General features: G+C 67.7%; 13 protein-coding genes. 12 read left to right on the forward strand and 1 reads right to left on the reverse strand.

Features of this window, described 5'->3' with window-relative positions:
• Positions 1-4: 4 nt before the first annotated feature.
• From AC1DER_RS04155 to AC1DER_RS04210, 12 genes are all read left to right on the forward strand, one after another.
• A complete protein-coding gene (locus tag AC1DER_RS04155; protein ID WP_477247926.1) occupies positions 5-1,324 on the forward strand; it encodes an outer membrane beta-barrel protein in 1,320 nt (439 codons plus the stop codon).
• Positions 1,290-2,504: a glycosyltransferase gene (locus tag AC1DER_RS04160; protein ID WP_477247928.1), complete on the forward strand. Its 1,215-nt coding sequence runs from the start codon at positions 1,290-1,292 to the stop codon at positions 2,502-2,504. Before AC1DER_RS04155 ends, AC1DER_RS04160 begins: the two co-directional genes overlap by 35 nt.
• A complete protein-coding gene (locus tag AC1DER_RS04165) occupies positions 2,501-3,646 on the forward strand; it encodes a glycosyltransferase (RefSeq protein ID WP_477247930.1) in 1,146 nt (381 codons plus the stop codon). The genes AC1DER_RS04160 and AC1DER_RS04165 overlap by 4 nt, the downstream gene beginning before the upstream one ends.
• Positions 3,627-5,066 carry an O-antigen ligase family protein gene (locus AC1DER_RS04170; protein WP_477357685.1) on the forward strand — a complete coding sequence of 480 codons (1,440 nt, stop codon included), beginning with the start codon at positions 3,627-3,629 and terminating at the stop codon, positions 5,064-5,066. The genes AC1DER_RS04165 and AC1DER_RS04170 overlap by 20 nt, the downstream gene beginning before the upstream one ends.
• On the forward strand, positions 5,063-6,133 hold the full coding sequence (locus AC1DER_RS04175; protein WP_441814823.1) for a polysaccharide deacetylase family protein: 1,071 nt from the start codon (positions 5,063-5,065) through the stop codon (positions 6,131-6,133). The genes AC1DER_RS04170 and AC1DER_RS04175 overlap by 4 nt, the downstream gene beginning before the upstream one ends.
• 4 nt (positions 6,134-6,137) lie before the next feature.
• Entirely contained in the window at positions 6,138-6,923 is a 786-nt protein-coding gene (locus AC1DER_RS04180) for a polysaccharide deacetylase family protein (protein WP_477248006.1), read from the forward strand.
• Positions 6,920-8,062, forward strand: a complete 1,143-nt coding sequence (locus AC1DER_RS04185; RefSeq protein WP_477248004.1) for a glycosyltransferase family 2 protein — start codon at positions 6,920-6,922, stop codon at positions 8,060-8,062. Before AC1DER_RS04180 ends, AC1DER_RS04185 begins: the two co-directional genes overlap by 4 nt.
• A gap of 20 nt (positions 8,063-8,082) precedes the next feature.
• The gene (locus tag AC1DER_RS04190; protein WP_477248002.1) at positions 8,083-9,363 is read left to right on the forward strand and encodes a glycosyltransferase family 4 protein; all 1,281 of its coding nucleotides are present in this window, start codon (positions 8,083-8,085) and stop codon (positions 9,361-9,363) included.
• A gap of 196 nt (positions 9,364-9,559) precedes the next feature.
• A complete protein-coding gene (locus tag AC1DER_RS04195) occupies positions 9,560-10,972 on the forward strand; it encodes an MFS transporter (protein WP_477248000.1) in 1,413 nt (470 codons plus the stop codon).
• A 49-nt stretch (positions 10,973-11,021) separates the two neighbouring features.
• The gene (locus tag AC1DER_RS04200) at positions 11,022-12,644 is read left to right on the forward strand and encodes a long-chain-fatty-acid--CoA ligase (RefSeq protein ID WP_477247998.1); all 1,623 of its coding nucleotides are present in this window, start codon (positions 11,022-11,024) and stop codon (positions 12,642-12,644) included.
• A gap of 37 nt (positions 12,645-12,681) precedes the next feature.
• Positions 12,682-13,098, forward strand: coding sequence for a GFA family protein (locus tag AC1DER_RS04205; protein WP_477247996.1), 417 nt, complete (start codon positions 12,682-12,684; stop codon positions 13,096-13,098).
• Between the two features lie 16 nt (positions 13,099-13,114).
• Positions 13,115-14,587: a coniferyl aldehyde dehydrogenase gene (locus AC1DER_RS04210; RefSeq protein ID WP_477247995.1), complete on the forward strand. Its 1,473-nt coding sequence runs from the start codon at positions 13,115-13,117 to the stop codon at positions 14,585-14,587.
• A gap of 12 nt (positions 14,588-14,599) precedes the next feature.
• On the opposite strand, the gene AC1DER_RS04215 is transcribed toward AC1DER_RS04210, so the two are convergent.
• Positions 14,600-17,107 (reverse strand): efflux RND transporter permease subunit, encoded by a 2,508-nt coding sequence (locus AC1DER_RS04215; RefSeq protein WP_477247993.1) that lies wholly within the window; start codon positions 17,105-17,107, stop codon positions 14,600-14,602.
• Positions 17,108-17,127: the final 20 nt, after the last annotated feature.

Below are 17,127 nucleotides of genomic sequence, written 5' to 3' on the forward strand. Positions count from 1 at the left end.
GCGAATGGCCAGCGAAGGATTTCCACGGACGGCACACCGGCTGCGCCGGACGACGCTGTCCGTCGCCCTGCTCGCAGTGGCGCCCTGCGCGCAGGCGATAAAGGTCGACTATTCCCTGGGGGGATACGCGGAGTACAGCGACAACGTCGCCCTGGTCGAAACCGACCCTGACTCCGAAACCACGCTGGGCACCACCCTCGACTTCAATGTCGACGAAGTCGGCCGCAACACGACGCTGACCGCGCGCGGCGCGCTGGAGTACCTGTACTACACCAGTGGCCAGTACGACAACGACCTGCGCACCTCGCTGGCCGGACAGTTCGCCTGGACCACCTGGCAGGACCGGCTGAAGTTCATCGCCGAGGACTACGCCAGCTACGAGCCGATCGACATTCTCGTGTCGAACTCGCCGGACAACCAGCAGCAGGTGAACGTCTTCGTCACTGGCGCCAACTTCAACATCCGGCCCGGATCGGTCACCGGCGGCGAGCTGGCCGTGCGCTACAACAACTACTACGCCGAGCAGACCACCGAGTTCAATGGCGACCGCTACGCGGCGTCTGCCAGCCTGGTGCAGCGCCCGGGGCCGACCACGCGCCTGCGCCTTACCGCCGAGGCCAGCCAGGTCGACTACGACGACACCAGCCTCAACGCCAACTACCGGCGCGACGACATCTTCGGCACCTACAACCGCACCCTGGCCAACATCGACTTCGAGGTCGTCCTGGGCTATTCGTGGGTGGAACTGACCAGCTTCAACAGCAAGGACAGCTCGCCGCTGTTGCGCCTGGTCACCAACTGGCGCCCGACGCCGCGAAGCACGCTCAATGCCGGCTTCTACTACCAGTTCTCCGATGCCGCGCTGGACCTGATCGCGCGCTCGGAAGGCATCGGCGGGCCGCCCATCGGCGAACAGACCGACGAACTCAACGTCATCCCCGACGTCTACCAGCAGCGTCGATTCGAGCTGGGCTACCGCTTCACCGGCGAGCGCTGGGACTTCGAGGTCCGCCCGTACTACGAGAACAACGACTACGTCGACCCGACCATGGAGAGCGAAGGCAGCTACGGCGTCGGCGTGGGCATGACCTACCGCTTCCAGCCGACCCTGTACACCAACCTCCTGCTGTCTCGCGGCTACCGCAGCTTCGACTCGTTCGATCGCGACGACGACGACTTCGCCATCTATCTGGGACTGACCAAGTTGCTGACCGGCAACTGGAGCGTGTCCTTCGACCTGCGCCACCAGGAGCGCGACAGCAACCTTGCAGAAGCCAGCTATGACGAGAATGCCGCCATCTTCAGCGTTCGCTATACCCGCTGAAGCGGCGATCGCCGGTCGTCAGGACCGGCGAATCCGCCTGCTGCTGCTGACCGACACCCCGGTGTTGGCGCCGGGCGGCAGCGAGCGTTTCCTGCAGAACCTGGCCACGCGCCTGCCGCGCGACCAGTACCGCGTCACCCTGGTGCAACTGCATGCCGACCACATGCCCCTGCCCGGCCAGGTCTCCACGCGCCTGGCGGGCGTGCGCCTGCAATCGCTGCCGGTGCATGCGGTCTACGATCGCACCGGCCTGCGTGCATGGCTGGCGCTGCGTGCGCTGCTGCGCGCCGAGCATTTCGACATCGTCCAGTCGCAGCACGAGAAGGCCGATCTGCTCAACGCCCTGATGCCCCGCAGCGCCGGCACGGTGTACATCTCCAATCGTCGCGACATGGGCTTCAAGAAGAGCGAGCGCCTGCAGCAGGTGTTCCGCCACCTCAACGTCCGCTTCAACTCGGTGGTGGCGCCGGCGCGGCAGATCCTGTCGGGCCTGGCCCAGGGCGAGCGGCTCGACGCGCTGCAGATGACCTGGATCCCGAACGGGGTCGACACCCGCCGTTTCCACCCGGCAACCGCACAGGCGCGTCAGGACGCGCGGCGGGCGCTTGGACTGGAGCAGCACGCGGTGGTGTTCGGCTGCGTGGCACGGTTGACGGCGGTCAAGCGCCATGTCGACCTGATCGACGCCTTCGCCCTGCTCCACCGTGGCAATCCGCAGGCGCGCTTGCTGCTCGTCGGCGATGGCCCGCTGCTGGCGCCGGTCCAGGAGCGGATGCAGGCCCTTGGCGTTGCCGATGCCGTGGTGCTGCTGAGCTTCCGCGAGGACGTCGAGGCGATCCTGCCGGCCATGGACGCGCTGATCCTGGCATCGTCGAGCGAAGGCATGTCCAACGCCATCCTCGAGGCGATGGCCTGCGGGCTGCCGGTCATCGCCACGGCCGTCGGCGGCAACCTCCACCTGGTCCGGCACGAGACCAGCGGCTTGCTGGTACCGCCGCGGGATCCGCTCTCGCTGGCCGCGGCGATGCAGGCCCTGGTGCGTTCGCCGCAGCTTGGCCAGCGCATGGGCATGGCGGCGCGCAGCCGCGTCGAGCGCGAATTCTCGCTCGACGCGATGATCAACTCATTCGACCAGCTCTACCGGCGCCTGCTGAACCAGCGCACGCAGAGGTCGGCATGAACACGGCCGCGCTGTCCACGCTGCAGCTGCGCTCCAGTGCCGGCCTGTACGGCGCCGACCGCATGGTGCTGGCATTGAACGACGGCCTGGCCAGCCATGGCGTGCACAGCCGCCTGCTCAGCATCAACAACTACCGCATGCGCGAGCAGGCCCTGCATGCCCTCGCCCTGGCGCGCGGGCAGGAATCGGTGCTGCTGCCGTGCCGTGGCCGCATCGACACGGCAACGGTCAACGCACTGTCGGCACAGATCGCCATGACCGGCGCGGCCGTGGTGCACAGTCACGACTACAAGAGCGCCTTCTACGCCTGGCTGGCCACGCGCCGGCAACCTGCGCGGCTGGTGGCAACGCTGCACGGCTGGGTCGAAGGCTCCTCGTCGTTGCGGCTCTACACCCGCCTGGAGCTGGCGCTGCTGCGGCGCTTTGATGCGCTGGTGGTGGTCGCCGCAGAGCAGGTCGAACGGCTCCTGCGCGCAGGCGTACCGCGTTCGCGGATCCACCAGATCGACAACGGCATCGAGGCCACGCACGCCGACGGCGCCGGCGCGGCGGTGCTGCGCGACCGTCTCGGGATCGCGGCAGGCGCGCATGTCTTCGCCGCCGTCGCGCGCCTTTCCAGCGAGAAGAACCTGGCGATGCTGCTGCAGGCGTTCGCGCCTGTGGCCACGGCCTCCCGGGATGCGGTGCTGGTGCTGGTCGGCGACGGCCCCGAGCGCGAGGCCCTGCAGGAACAGGCGCAACAGCTGGGCCTGTTCGAAGGCCGGCAGCTGCATATCCTCGGCAAGCGCGACGACATGGCCGCGATCTACGCCATGAGCGACTGCCTGGTGCTGCCTTCTCTCAACGAGGGCATGCCGCTGGTCGTGCTCGAAGCGATGGCCTGCGAAGTACCCGTGCTGGCCAGCGCAGTGGGCGACATCCCGCGCCTGCTCGCGCACTCCGACCACGGCAGGCTGGTGCCCGCCGGCGATGTCGCCGCGTTGCAGGCCGCCCTGGTCGAAGCGTTGACGCTGCGTGGCCGGCGCGACCTTGCCGCGCGCGAGTACATCGACGCGCACCACTCGGCGCAGGCCATGGCCGCGCGCTATCTGGACCTGTACTGCCGCCTGCTGGAGACGACGCATGACTGCCGTGCGTCCTGACGCGATCAACCGCCGCGCCGGTGCTGGCGCTGCGACGCCGACAGACGCCAGCGGAAGCGGCAGCGGCGACGCGGCGCAACCGCGCTTCCCGCTTGCCGCCCGCGCCCTGCGGCAGAACCTTCCGGGTGGGCGGGCCGCCATCGTCCGCGGACCGGCCGGCCGTGGCAGCGCACCCGCCGCGGCCGCCATCGCGCGCGCGGCCGAGACCACGCGTGCGCCGCGCAACTACCCGCTGTACCTGTTCCTGGTCCTGTTGCCGCTGCAGAACATCACCACCGGCTACCTGCCCAACATCGGCGGCGGCGTGAACTTCCTCAACGTCATGTTCGTGCTGTCGCTGGCAACGGCGTTCATGATCCGCGGACGCCTAGCGCACGGCGAGCCGATCAACTTCTGGGTGATGGCCTACGCCGCCTACGCCGTGTTCTCGCTGTCGATCGGCTATCAGTACGTCAGCGACACCGAGACCCACTTCAACCAGCTCAAGGACCACCTCATCGCGGTGTTCATGCTGTACCTGGTGCAGATGAGCGTGCGCGACTGGCAGGGACTGCGGATGATCGTGCTGGTGATGCTGGTGCCGCTGCCCTACATCGCCAAGGTGGTCTGGGTGCAGCACCAGAGCGTGTTCCACGATCACTACACCGACGACCTGCGCATCAGCGGCACCTTCTCGCTGCTCGGCGCCAACGAGTTCGCCGCCTTCTGCGTGACCGTCGCCGTCGTGCTGTTCGCGCTGCTGCTGGCCTGCCGGCTGCCGCGCAAGTGGAAGCTGGTGCTGGCCGGCGGCATCGCCTGCATGGTCCTGGGCGTGCTGTATGCCTATTCGCGTACCGCCTACATCAGCCTGATCGTCGGCATGGTGGCGGTGATCCTGGTATGGCGCGGCCGCTGGAAGCTGATCCTGCCGCTGGTGCTGGCCGCCGCGATCCTGCCGGGCCTGTTGCCATCGTCGGTGGTGGAGCGATTCGACAGCACCACGGTCGAGGAAGGCCAGCGCGATGAAAGCACCGAGATGCGCATCGAATACTGGAAGGTCGCGTGGGCCAACTTCCTGCGCCACCCGGTGACGGGAACGGGCTTCCACACCTTCCACCACCGCGAGATCAATCCGTACGGCAAGGACACGCACAACCTCTACATCCGCACCCTCAGCGAAGGCGGCGTGATCGGTGCGGTGATGCTGCTGGGCGTGCTGCTGTCGTTGCTGTACACGGCCTGGCGCGGGCTCACGCGCTCGCGCTCCGGCACCTGGCAATACGCACTCGCGCTGGGCCTGCTAGGCGCCTGGATATCGATGATCATCAGCAACCTGTTCGGCGACCGCTTCACCTACTACCCGGTGGTCGCCTACTTCTGGACCTACGTGGCGCTCGTGGTCAAGGCACGCCATCTGCCCGCCGAGGACATCCCGCGATGACGGTTCCGATTCGCTCCTGGCTGCGTTACCTGCTCGCCGTGTGCAGCCACTACAGCGGCGTGGACTGGCTGTACCGCCACGTCAGCGGCGCCGGGCTGGTGATCCTCATGCTGCATCGACTGCGCGATGAGCACGATCCCTACCCGCTGAGCATGTCGCGCGCCCACCTGCGCCAGATCATCCGCTGGCTGCGCGGCCAGCAGGCACTGGTGGGCCTGGGCGAAGGGCTGCGCGATCTCTCGCCGGCGGCGTCGCAGCGGGTGCGCTATGCCCTCACCTTCGACGACGGCTACCACGACAACCTCGGCCTGATCGACGCCAGCCTCGGCCATGTGCCTGCCGTGGTCTACGTCGCCACCGGCCACATCGGTGGCGAGCCGATCTGGGCCTACCGCCTGGCCCACGCGATCGAGTCGCGCAGCCGCGACCAGGTCGATCTCGGTGGACTGGGCCTGGGCCATTTCGACCTCGCCGAGGCCGACGACCGCTATCGCCTCTACGCCCTGCTCCCGGCGCGCCTGAAGGAACTCGAGCCGGCCGAACTGGAGGCCTGGGTCGATCATCTGTGCGAGCAGGCGCGACCGCGCCCGATCCCGCACGAGAACCGCGAGATGCTCGACTGGGACGATGTCCGCAAGCTCTACGTCAACGGCATCGAGATCGGCGGCCACACCTGCAGCCACGCCATCCTCAGCCGGCTCGACGAAACCGCCGCGCGCGAGGAGATCGGCCTGGCCCATGCCAGCATCACCTCCGAACTGGGCATGCCGCCGCGCCACTTCGCGTATCCCAATGGCGGCAGCGCCGACTTCGGCGAACGCGATGTGCGGCTGGTGCGCGAAGCAGGCTTCGAGACCGCAACCACCTCCATCGAGGGCATCAACCGCCCCGGCGCGGATCCTTACCGGCTGATGCGGTTCAACGTCCACGACGAACGCTTCCTGGCACCGTCCGGACGCCTGTCCAGGGCGCTGTTCTTCAGCGAGACCAGCGGCCTGCTGGGCTGGCTGCGCGGCTGCCGCCAGCCGGCCGAACCGTTCCGCGACAGCAGCATGCAACCAGGATGACGACGTGACCACAAGCGCCGCCAACGGACCGGCAAGACTGCCGATCCTGATGTACCACGGCCTGCACGTCGACGCCGATTCGCGTGGGCGCTTCGACCCGGTGTACAGCGTCACGCCGGAGCGGTTCGCGCGCCAGCTCGACTGGATCCAGGCGCAGGGCTACCGCTGCCTGCTGCTCGACGAGGCGATGCAGCAGCGCGGCGATCGCGCGGTGGTGATCAGTTTCGACGACGGTGATGTAACCAACGTCGAAGCGGCGCTGCCACTGCTGGTCGAGCGCGGCATGAAAGCCGAATTCTTCATCACCACCGGCTACATCGGCGCAACCGGGATGCTGTCCGCCGACGAGGTCCGCCAGTTGGCGGCGGCCGGAATGGGCATCGGCTCGCACGGTTGCAGCCACGCCTTCCTCGAGGATCTCGACACCACCGCGCTGATGTCGGAACTGGACGACAGCCGCTGCCGCCTGCAGGCACTGAGCCGGCGTCCGGTCGATGCCATCGCGCTGCCGGGCGGACGCGGCGGCGAACGCGAGCTGCAGGCCGCGCACGGCCTGGGATACCGGCACCTGCTCGGTTCCGTGCCCGGACCCAACCTTCGCGCCCGCGGCGACCGCTGCCTGCAACGCCTGGCCATCACCCGCGCCATGGGCATGCAGGACTTCGCCGCGCTCGTACGCTGGCACGGCCTGGCGCCGCGGCTGCTGCAGGCGCGTCACGCGGCACTCTCCCTGCCCAAGCGCGTGCTCGGCAACCAGGGCTACCAGCGCCTGCGCGAGCGACTGCTATGACGGCAGGGGCGATCACTGCCGAAAGCGTCTTCTGGCTGAGCATCGGCGTGGTCGCCTATGCCTACGCCGGCTATCCGTTGCTGGTCGCGCTGCTGTCGCAGCGCTATGGACAGGTGCCCTTCGAATCGCGGATCTGCCCGGCCCTGACGGTCATCGTGGCGGCCTACGACGAAGAGCTGCGGATCGCCGCGCGCATCGACGACATCCTCGCCCAGGACTACCCGGCGCAGCGTCTGCAGGTGCTGGTGGTCAGCGACGGCAGCCGCGATGGCACCGCCGACGCTGCCGCCATCGGCGACCCGCGCGTGCGCGTGCTGGCGCTGCCGCGCAACGTCGGCAAGGCCGCGGCGATCAATGCCGCCATGCGCAATGTCGAAACCGAACTGGTGGCCTTCACCGACGTCCGCCAGCGCTTCGCACCGCGTGCGCTGCGTGCGCTGGTGGCGCCGTTCGCCGATCCGGCGGTTGGCGCGGTGACCGGCGACCTGGTGATCGCCGCCGCCCACCGCGGCGGAGCCACCGAGGGCGTCGGCCTGTACTGGCGCATGGAGAAGCGCCTGCGCTGCGACGAGGCGCGGCTGGGCTGGCTGCACGGCGTCACTGGCGCCATCCACGCCATCCGTCGCGACCTGTTCCGGCCGATCCCCGCCGGCACCGTGCTCGATGACATGTGGATGCCGCTGCAGGTGCTGTGGTCCGGGCACCAGGTCTGGATGTCGCGCAGCTCGATCGCGCACGACCACGCCAGCACCAGTGCCGACGAGGAGTTCCACCGCAAGCTGCGCACCCTGGCCGGCAACTGGCAGTTGCTGGCGCGCATGCCGTCCTTGATGAACCCGTTTTCCAACCCGGTGTTCTTCGCCTGGTTCTCGCACAAGTTCCTGCGCCTGCTGGTGCCATGGGCGCTGTTGCTGGCGCTGGTCTCGTCGGCGCTGGCACCGGCGCCGTTCTACCGTTGGGCGTTCTACGCGCAGTTGCTGGGCTATGCAGGCGCGATGATCGGCCTGGGCCTGCCGAAGCTGGCGGCGCGCTTGCCGCTGCTGCCTGCGGCCAGCGGTTTCGTGATGCTCAACCTGGCCGCGCTGCTGTCGCTCCCTGCCTCGCTGGCGGGTCCTTCGCGCCTGTGGCGCAAGCACTGAGCCGCACTGATCGACGCGACATGGCACGCATCCTCGCCCTGACCAGCCGCCTGCCCTACCCTCCGCGAGAGGGTCACCAGCTGCGCGCCTGGCACCTGCTCAAGGCGCTTGCTTCCCGGCACGAGGTCACGCTGCTCAGCTTCCTGCGCCGCAACGACACGCTCGACGAAGCCGGCCCACTGCGCGACGTGCTGGCGCGGCTGGAGACCTTCCCGATCGCCAGCGAACATTCGCGCCCGGCGCTGGCAGCCGCCCTGTTGCGCGGAACACTGACGCGGTCGCCATTCCTGGCCGCCAAGTACGACTCGCCAGCGCTTCGCCGGCGCCTGGCCGAACTGTCACGCGACGCCGACCTGGTCCACTTCGACATGCTGCCATTGATGGCGCACGCCGACTGCGTGCCGGCTGGCGTGCCGGTCGCCCTCAACGCCCACAATGTCGAACACCATCTGCTGGCCAAGCGTGCGCAGATCGAACCGGGCCTGGCCGCGCGCGCGTTCCTGTCGACGCAGGTGGCGCCGCTTCGCGCCTTCGAGCGCGCCGCGTGCCTGCGCGCCGATGCGATCCTCGCCTGCTCGGATCCGGACGCGCAGTCGCTGCGCGAGCTGGCGCCAGGTTGTGACGTCGAAGTCATCGCCAACGGCGTCGACCTCGACAACAACCGGCCTGCAGCCGATGCGCCCGATCCGCGGCGTCTGGTGTTCGTCGGCCAGATGGGCTGGTTTCCCAATCGCGATGGCGTCGACTGGTTCCTGCAATCGGTGTTCCCCAAGATCCTCACGGCACGTCCGGACGCGCAGTTCGTCCTGGTCGGAAAGGCCGATGGCTTCCAGGTGCCCGAACCTGTCGCGACAAACGTCCAGCTGGCCGGCTTCGTCGATGACCTGCGTCCGCACGTGCACGAGGCCGCGGTCTATGTCGTCCCATTGCGCGCCGGCAGCGGCACGCGGCTGAAGGTGCTCGAGGCGATGGCGCTGGGCAAGGCGATCGTGACCACGACCATCGGCAGCGAGGGCATCGCCCTGCGCCACGACGAGAGCGCGCTGTTCGCCGACGACGCGGGTAGTTTCGCCGCCGCCGTGGTGACGCTGATGGACTCGCCGGACAAGGTCGCGCGCATGGCTGCGGCGGCGCGGCAACTCGCCGGGCAACGCTACGGCTGGGACGCGATCGGCGCGCAGTTGCTCGATCGCTACGGGCGTCTGCTGGCACCTTCGGCTGACCGTGCCCATGCATCGTCGTCGTCAGGGATCAGCATCCCGACGCCGACCCCGCCGGTGGCCAGGCAACCGGCGGCATAGCCGGCGCCGCAGCGCCATCCGGCATTACTTCGGCGCATAGCCAGGATTCGCACAATTCATTTTACGCAGGCGCAGACGGGCTGCGAGATTCGATCCTGACCTCCTGTCAGGACCAACCCTTGGCCAGCATTCCCTGCTTTGCGAACGCAGACACCGCCAAGGCGGCTTCGCCCAGCCCCATGAGCCACTGCATCGCGTGACCTGCACCGCCGAGGCGGCAAGCGGCCGCGGCTATGACACAAGCATCAGCAGCGGCCGTGCGTGGTACGCGGTCGGGGTGCTGCTGGTGGCCTACATCTTCTCGATCATGGACCGGCAGATCCTCACTTTGCTGGTCGATCCGATCCAGCAATCACTGGGCGTCAACGACACACTGATCGGCCTGCTGCACGGCTTCACGTTCGCCGCCTTCTACGCAGTGGCCGGCCTGCCGATTGCACGCGTCATCGATCGTGGCGATCGGCGCTGGATCATCGCCATCGGAATCGCGATCTGGAGCGTGGCCACGGCCGCAGGCGGACTCGCCGGCGAATACTGGCACCTGCTGCTGGCACGCATCGCCGTCGCCGTCGGCGAGGCGGTACTGCTGCCGGGCGCGGTGTCGCTGCTGGCGGACCTGTTCTCCGGCAGCGAGCGCGGGCGCGCCATGGGTGTGTTCGGAGCGGCCGGACCGCTGGGCTCCGGCATCGGCCTGATCGCCGGCGGGCTGTTGCTGGCCGCCTACACCGCGTCGCAGCCGGTGCTGCCACTGCTCGGAGCCATCGAACCGTGGCGGGCCACGTTCATCGCCGTCGGGCTTCCCGGCGTCATCGTCGCCGCGGTCATGCTCACCATTCCCGAACCGAGGAAACGGAAGCGCGGGGCGAACCCGGTGGCGACAGCCACTGCGCCCGAAGTACCCGTTGCGGCGGTCCTGACCTACCTCGGCGCCAACGCACGGACCGTCGTTTCGCTGTTCGTCGGCGCCGGATTCTTCTACACCGGCGTCTACGCGTGGGCCGGTTGGGCTCCGACTTTCTTCGTGCGCGAGTTCGGCTGGACCTACCCGCAGATCGGCAAGGTATTCGGCCTGGCACTGGCGATTGCCGGGCCCACCGGCGCCCTGCTCGGCACATGGCTTGGCGACCGTTGGCGCAGGAAGGGAGTCGCCCACGGCTACCTGCGCGTGGCACTGACCGCTGCCATTGGCCTGACCACGGTGGCCAGCGCGATGGTGCTGGCGCCAGGCGCGGACCTCGCGGTGATTTTCCTGGTCTTGAGCGCCGGCTTTTCGTTCTTCCTGTTCGGCGCCGGCCCTGCGGCCATCGCGCAGATCGCGCCCGGCCGCATCCGCGCACAACTGACGGCGCTGTACACCGGTGGATTGAACCTGATCGGCGCCGGCCTGGGGCCAGTCGCGGTCGGCGCACTCACCGACTACGTCCTGGACGACCCCAAGGCGATCAAGTTCTCGATGCTGGCCATCTTCGTGGCCTCGGGCGTGGTGGCGATCGTGTTGTTCCGCAGCGGCGTCCACGGCTATCGCCGGACGCTCGACTACGCCGCCGCATGGGAGGCCGCAATCGAGCTCCCGCCGAACGCAGCCGCCGCGACGAACGCCAGTCGCTGATCGCGATCGCCTGCCCACATCGCCCCCTTTCCCCCAGGAAGAGACACGAATGCTTGGTTTGATGATGGACCGTCCGCTGCTGATCAGTGGCCTTCTCGAGCATGCGCAGCGCCAGTTCGCCGACGTCCAAGTGGTGTCGCGCGAAATCGACGGCACGGTACTGCGCTACACCTATCGCGATCTGGCCACGCGCGCCCGCCGCCTCGCCAGGGCATTGGCAGGCCTCGGCATGGGCCATGGCTCCCGGGTGGCGACGCTCGCCTGGAACAACCATCGCCACCTCGAGGCCTACTTCGCGGTCTCCGGCAGCGGCGCGGTCCTGCATACCTGCAATCCGCGACTGCACCCGGAACAGCTGGCGTACATCCTCAATCTCGCCGAGGACAGCATCGTGCTGTTCGACAGCAGTTTCCTGCCGCTGCTGGAGAAAGTGGCCGCGCAATGCCCCGCCATCGGCGCGTTCGTACTGATGGGGCCGGTGGCCAGCATGCCTGCGCATTCGAGCCTGCCCAACCTGCTGTGCTACGAAGCGCTGCTCGATGCGCACGACGATGCGTTCGAGTGGCCCGTGTTCGACGAACGCACGGCCAGCGCGCTGTGCTTCACCTCCGGCACGACCGACCTGCCCAAGGGCGTCCTGTATTCGCACCGGTCGACCCTGCTGCACAGCTTCGCCCTGGGCCTGCCCGACTCGCTGTCGTTGTCGGCGCGGGACTGCGTGATGCCGGTCGTGCCGATGTTCCACGTCAATGCATGGGGCATTCCCTACGCCGCCCCGATGAACGGCTGCAAGCTGGTGCTGCCCGGCCCGCACCTGGACGGCGCGAGCCTGTTCGCGCTGATCGAACGCGAACAGGTGACCTGCAGCGCCGGAGTACCGACGATCTGGCTCGGCCTGGCCCAGTACATGCAGAGCAACGGCGTGCGTCCGACCACCATGCGCCGCTCCGCGGTCGGCGGTTCGGCGATGCCGGAGTCGCTCATCCGCACGTTCGCCGAATCGTTCGATGTCGAAGTTCGCCATTGCTGGGGCATGACCGAGACCAGCCCGCTGGGCACGCAAGGCGTGCCACTGGCAAAGCACGCCGGCATGAGCGCGGACCGGGAGTACGCGCTGCGCAGCAAACAGGGGCGCTGCGTGTTCGGGGTCGAGCTGAAGATCGTCGACGGCGAGGGCGACGCGTTGCCTCGCGACGGCAAGGCCGCCGGTGAACTGCTGGTGCGCGGGCCCTGGGTCGCATCCGCGTATTTCAGGTCCCACACGCCCCTGCTGCGCGATGGCTGGTTCGCCACCGGCGACATCGCCACGATCGATGCGGACGGCTTCGTCCAGATCACCGACCGGGTCAAGGACGTGATCAAGTCCGGCGGCGAATGGATCAGTTCGATCGAGCTGGAGAACGCCGCCATGGGCCACCCCGCCATCGCCCTGGCGGCGGTGATCGGCGTCCGCCATCCGAAATGGGACGAACGACCGGTGTTGTGCGCGGTGAAGCAGCCGGGCCAGGAAATCGACAAGGCAGCGATTCTCCAGTTCCTGGCCGACCGGGTCGCCCGTTGGTGGCTGCCCGACGAGGTGATCTTCCTCGACAGCCTGCCGCTCGGCGCCACCGGCAAGGTCCAGAAGGTGGAGCTGCGCCGCCGCTACGCGCACGTGCTGTCGAGTACCTGAACCCAACTCCAACCCTTCCAACGAGAGGAACCAGAAAATGCAGAAGATCAAGGGCGCATGCCTGTGCGAAAGCGTTCGCTACGAAAGCGATGGTCCGGTGGCAGTGGTGGCGACCTGCCACTGCACCCATTGCCAGAAACAGTCCGGCAGCGCGTTCTCGGTGAACGTGGTGGTCCCCATGGCGACGCTGCGGCTGGAGGGAAACTCCCTGGCCACGTTCGACGACGTCGGCGACAGCGGCCTGCCGGTACGGCGGCATTTCTGCCGGCGCTGCGGTTCGCCAATCCATACCGTGCTCGATTCGATGCCGGGGATGGCCGTGATCAAGGCCGGCACGCTCAACGATCCTTCCTGGGTCCGGCCGCAGGTTGAACTCTGGTGCCTGTCGGCGCAGCCCTGGACCCTCAGCCCTGCCAACACCGACCGCTTCGACCAGAACCCGCCTGCGCAGTAGGCAAAGGCGGCCTCTCATGAACGATCGCCATAACCGTCATTCGACAACGCCGGCCTGCCGACTCGCCAGCCTTTTCGATCGCCAGCGAGCGGCATTCGCGGCCCACCCCTACCCGGGCATTGCCGAGCGCCGTCACCACCTGCTGGCGCTGAAGTGCCAGCTGCTGCGCTACCAGGACGTGCTCGCAGCGGCGATGAGCCGCGATTTCGGCTCGCGTTCCCCGGCCGAGTCCAAGATGCTTGACATCCTCGGTACGACGCTCGAGATCAACCACGCGCTCTCGCGCCTGCGGCGGTGGATGAAGCCCAGTCGCCGTTCGACCGAACTGCTGTTCCTGACCAACAGCCTGCAGGTGCACTACCAGCCCAAGGGCGTCGTCGGGGTGATCACACCGTGGAATTTCCCGCTCTACCTGTCGCTGGGTCCGTTGGCCATGGCACTGGCTGCTGGCAACCGCGTGATGATCAAGATGCCCGAAGCGACGCCCCACACCAACGCGGTGCTGCAGGAAATGCTGGCCGCGGCATTCGATGAAAGCCAGGTCGCCCTGGTCGGTGAGGAACTCCTCGACCCCAACGAATTCACGTCGCTGCCCTTGGACCATATCGTCTTCACCGGTTCGCCTGCGGTGGGGCGGGCGGTCATGCGCACCGCGGCGGCGAACCTGACGCCGGTGACCCTGGAACTGGGCGGCAAATCGCCTGCCGTGGTCATGCGCGACTACCCGCTGGCAGACGCAGCGGCACGCATCACCCATGGCAAGGCGACCAACTGCGGCCAGATCTGCGTATCGCCGGACTATGCGCTGGTGCCGCGCGAGCGCATCGAGGCCTTCGTCAGCGCCGCACGAGACACGTTCATCTCGATGTTCGGCAGCCGAACCGCGGGCAATCACGATTACACCAGTGTCGCCAGCGAACGCCAGCACGCACGGATTCTCTCGCTGCTCGAGGATGCTCGCGCCAGAGGCGCGCGGATCACCGTCTGCGGCGACGACGACGGCGGCCGGGGCCGGCAGATGCCGCTGCACATCGTGACTGGCGTCCGGCTGGACATGCGGCTGATGAGCGAGGAAATCTTCGGGCCGATCCTACCGGTCGTTGCCTACGACCACCTCGATGAAGCCATCGACCACATCAACGCCGGTCCACGCCCCCTGGCCCTGTACTGCTTCAGCCACGATCCGCAGGCGCGCCAACGGTTGCTGCAGCGGACCCACTCTGGCGGCGTCACCATCAACGACTGGGGCTGGCACGTGATGAACCACGACGCCCCTTTTGGCGGCATCGGCAACTCGGGCATGGGCACCTATCGCGGCGTCGAAGGGTTCCGCGAGCTCTCCCACGCCAGGACCGTGTTCAAGCGTCACCGCTTCTTTCCGACGCAGTTGTTCCATCCGCCTTATGGAACCCGCGTGCAGCGCCTGCTGATGCGTGCGTTCCTCGGCAAGGCCGACACGGCGCTGGACTGGGACATCGCGCCGGACTGAATGGCGCAGCCGTCAACGGACCGGCTGCGCAGGTTCCCCCCGGTCGTCGCGCTCCAGCGGCCTGAGCAGCCACCGGCACAGCGCCGGCAGGAACACGATCGCCGCGACCATGTTGACGACGAACATGAAGGTCAGCATCACCCCCATGTCGGCCTGAAACTTCAGGTCGGAGAAGATCCACAGCGCCACTCCGAGCGCCAGCGTCAACGCGGTGTAGAAGATCGCCACTCCGGTGGTCTTGAGCGCCACGAAGTAGGCCTCGCCGACGGTCTTGCCGCCGCGCATTGCCTCCGCCATGCGAGCAAACAGGTAGATCGCGTAGTCCACGCCGATGCCAACGCCCAGAGCCACCACCGTCAGGGTGTTGATCTTCATGCCGATGCCCAGCTGCACCATCAGTGCGTGGCCCAGTTCGGTCACCAGCACCAGCGGCAACACGATGCACAGTGCCGAGCGTGCGCTGCGGAACGACACCAGGCACATCAGGAATACCGCCGCATACAGCAGGTACAGGATGCGGTGCTCGACCGCGCGCACGGTATCGTTGACCGCCGCGGCAACGCCGATATGGCCGGTTCCCAGACGAAGATTGACCTCGTCGCTGCTGAACGCCTGCCCTCGCGCCTCGGCGGCCCTGGCGTCGGCTGCCAGCTTCTCGCGCAGGTTCACGTCGCTGCCGGCAGCGGCACCGTTGCGCTCGCGAAACCCGCGCACGGCCGCGATGACGCGGTCAATGGTTTCGGCGCGGTGGTCGCTCAGGAATATCGAGACCGGCATGGCCGAACAGTCGGCGTTGAGCAGGCCGGAATCGGTTTCGAATCCCTGTGTCGCTACGCGCAGGCTGTCGGGGTCGCGCGGCAGCACGCGCCAGCGCACCGAACTGTCGTGCCAGCCGGCGTTGACGATCTTGGCCGCCATCGGCAGGGCGATCACCTGCTCCACGCCGTCCACCGTGCCCATGTGCCAGGCGAAGCGGTCGATCAGGTCCATGGCCTTGAAACTGAGCGTGCAGGCATCCGGCCGCGCTTCGGCGATGACGTTGAGGATGTCGATGCTCAGCGCGAACCTGTCGGCGATGAGCCGCGCATCCTGGTTGTAGCGCGCCTGCGGTCTCAGCTCGGCCACGCCCGGCTCGGAATCGCCGATCTTCACCTCGTCGCCGCGCTTTTCTGCCGCGAACCAGATCACCACGCCCAGCACGATCACCACCGCTGCGGGAAGCGGACGACTCAGCCGCGCCAGCAGTGCCCAGACCCGATCGAAGCGGGTCAGCTGACGCAGCCGGTACTCGCGCTTGCGCTCCAGGTTGCCCAGGCGGGTGTGGCTGAGCAGCACCGGCAACAGCACCAGGTCGGTCAACACGATGATCGCGACCCCGACCGTTGCCGTGATCGCCAGCTCATGGATGATCCGGATCGGGATCACCAGGATCGCGGCGAAGCCGATACAGCCGGCGGCCAGCGCCACCGCACCGGGGACCAGCAGCGCCCGGAATGCACGTCGCGCGGCCTGCTCCGCCGGCACGCCGCGGCGGCAGCGCAATTCATCGGTGGTGCCGTCTTCCAGGCCGCCGAAGAACAGCTCGCCACGGAAGCGGTTGATCATCTGCTCGCCGTGGCTGACCGCGATGGCGAAGATCAGGAACGGCGTCAGCATGTTCATCGGATCCATGCCAAAGCCGAACAGGCGCAACGCACCCAGCATCCAGACGGTGGCGACCAGGGCGCAGGCCACGGTGAGTGAGGCGAGCTTGACCGACGTGGAATACAGGAACAGCAGCAGCCAGGTCAGCCCGACCGTGACAGCGAAGAACTTGATCACCGAGCGCGCACCGTCGGCGATATCGCCCACGACTTTGGCGAAACCGATGATGTGGACCGTGACGCCCGCCTTCTCGTACTTGCTGCGGATCGCCTCCAGTTGCCCGGCGACAGCCTGGTAGTCCAGTCCCGGGCCGGAATCCTCCGCAACCAGGTCCGCCCAGACCATGGCCCCCGACCAGTCCCTGGCCACCAGGCGGCCGAGGATGCCCGCCTTGAGGATATTGTCGCGGATGACCTGGAACTGCTCCGCCGTGGCGGTCGTCCCATCGAAGGTATCGGGTACCACGTTGCCGCCGGCAAAGCCGTCCTCCACCACTTCGACGAAGCGCACGTTGGGCGTGTAGAGCGATCGCACGCGCGCGTCATCGGTGGCTTCCATGGCCATCACGTCGGCGGTCACGCCTTCGAGCGTGCTGAAGAAGTCCGGCGTGAACATCCTGCCGTCCTTCGCCATCACCGCGACCAGGACACGGTTGGCCGCGCCGAACTCGCCCTCGTATTCGAGGAACGTGCGCATGTACTCGTGCTGCAGCGGGACCTGCTTCTTGAACCCGGCATCCACCTTCAGCTGGCTGGCGAAGTACAGCATCGCCAGCGTGATGGCGGCGAAAGCCAGCAGGATCAGCGGGCGGGCGCCGAAGACGCACTGTTCGGCAAGCCGGCTGAAGCGACCGTGCGGAGGAAGGTTGTCATGCATGCTGTTGCCTCTGCGCTTGC

This window comes from Lysobacter sp. 05T417, assembly GCF_056396405.1.

Bases quoted from the DNA above. Each gene is read 5' to 3' on its own strand.
- AC1DER_RS04200 (WP_477247998.1), top strand. From the start codon at position 11,022: ATGCTTGGTTTGATGATGGACCGTCCGCTGCTGATCAGTGGCCTTCTC.
- AC1DER_RS04165 (WP_477247930.1), top strand. From the start codon at position 2,501: ATGAACACGGCCGCGCTGTCCACGCTGCAGCTGCGCTCCAGTGCCGGC.
- AC1DER_RS04185 (WP_477248004.1), top strand. From the start codon at position 6,920: ATGACGGCAGGGGCGATCACTGCCGAAAGCGTCTTCTGGCTGAGCATC.
- AC1DER_RS04210 (WP_477247995.1), top strand. From the start codon at position 13,115: ATGAACGATCGCCATAACCGTCATTCGACAACGCCGGCCTGCCGACTC.
- AC1DER_RS04205 (WP_477247996.1), top strand. From the start codon at position 12,682: ATGCAGAAGATCAAGGGCGCATGCCTGTGCGAAAGCGTTCGCTACGAA.
- AC1DER_RS04175 (WP_441814823.1), top strand. From the start codon at position 5,063: ATGACGGTTCCGATTCGCTCCTGGCTGCGTTACCTGCTCGCCGTGTGC.
- AC1DER_RS04160 (WP_477247928.1), top strand. From the start codon at position 1,290: ATGCCGCCATCTTCAGCGTTCGCTATACCCGCTGAAGCGGCGATCGCC.
- AC1DER_RS04155 (WP_477247926.1), top strand. From the start codon at position 5: ATGGCCAGCGAAGGATTTCCACGGACGGCACACCGGCTGCGCCGGACG.
- AC1DER_RS04170 (WP_477357685.1), top strand. From the start codon at position 3,627: ATGACTGCCGTGCGTCCTGACGCGATCAACCGCCGCGCCGGTGCTGGC.
- AC1DER_RS04190 (WP_477248002.1), top strand. From the start codon at position 8,083: ATGGCACGCATCCTCGCCCTGACCAGCCGCCTGCCCTACCCTCCGCGA.
- AC1DER_RS04215 (WP_477247993.1), bottom strand. From the start codon at position 17,107: ATGCATGACAACCTTCCTCCGCACGGTCGCTTCAGCCGGCTTGCCGAA.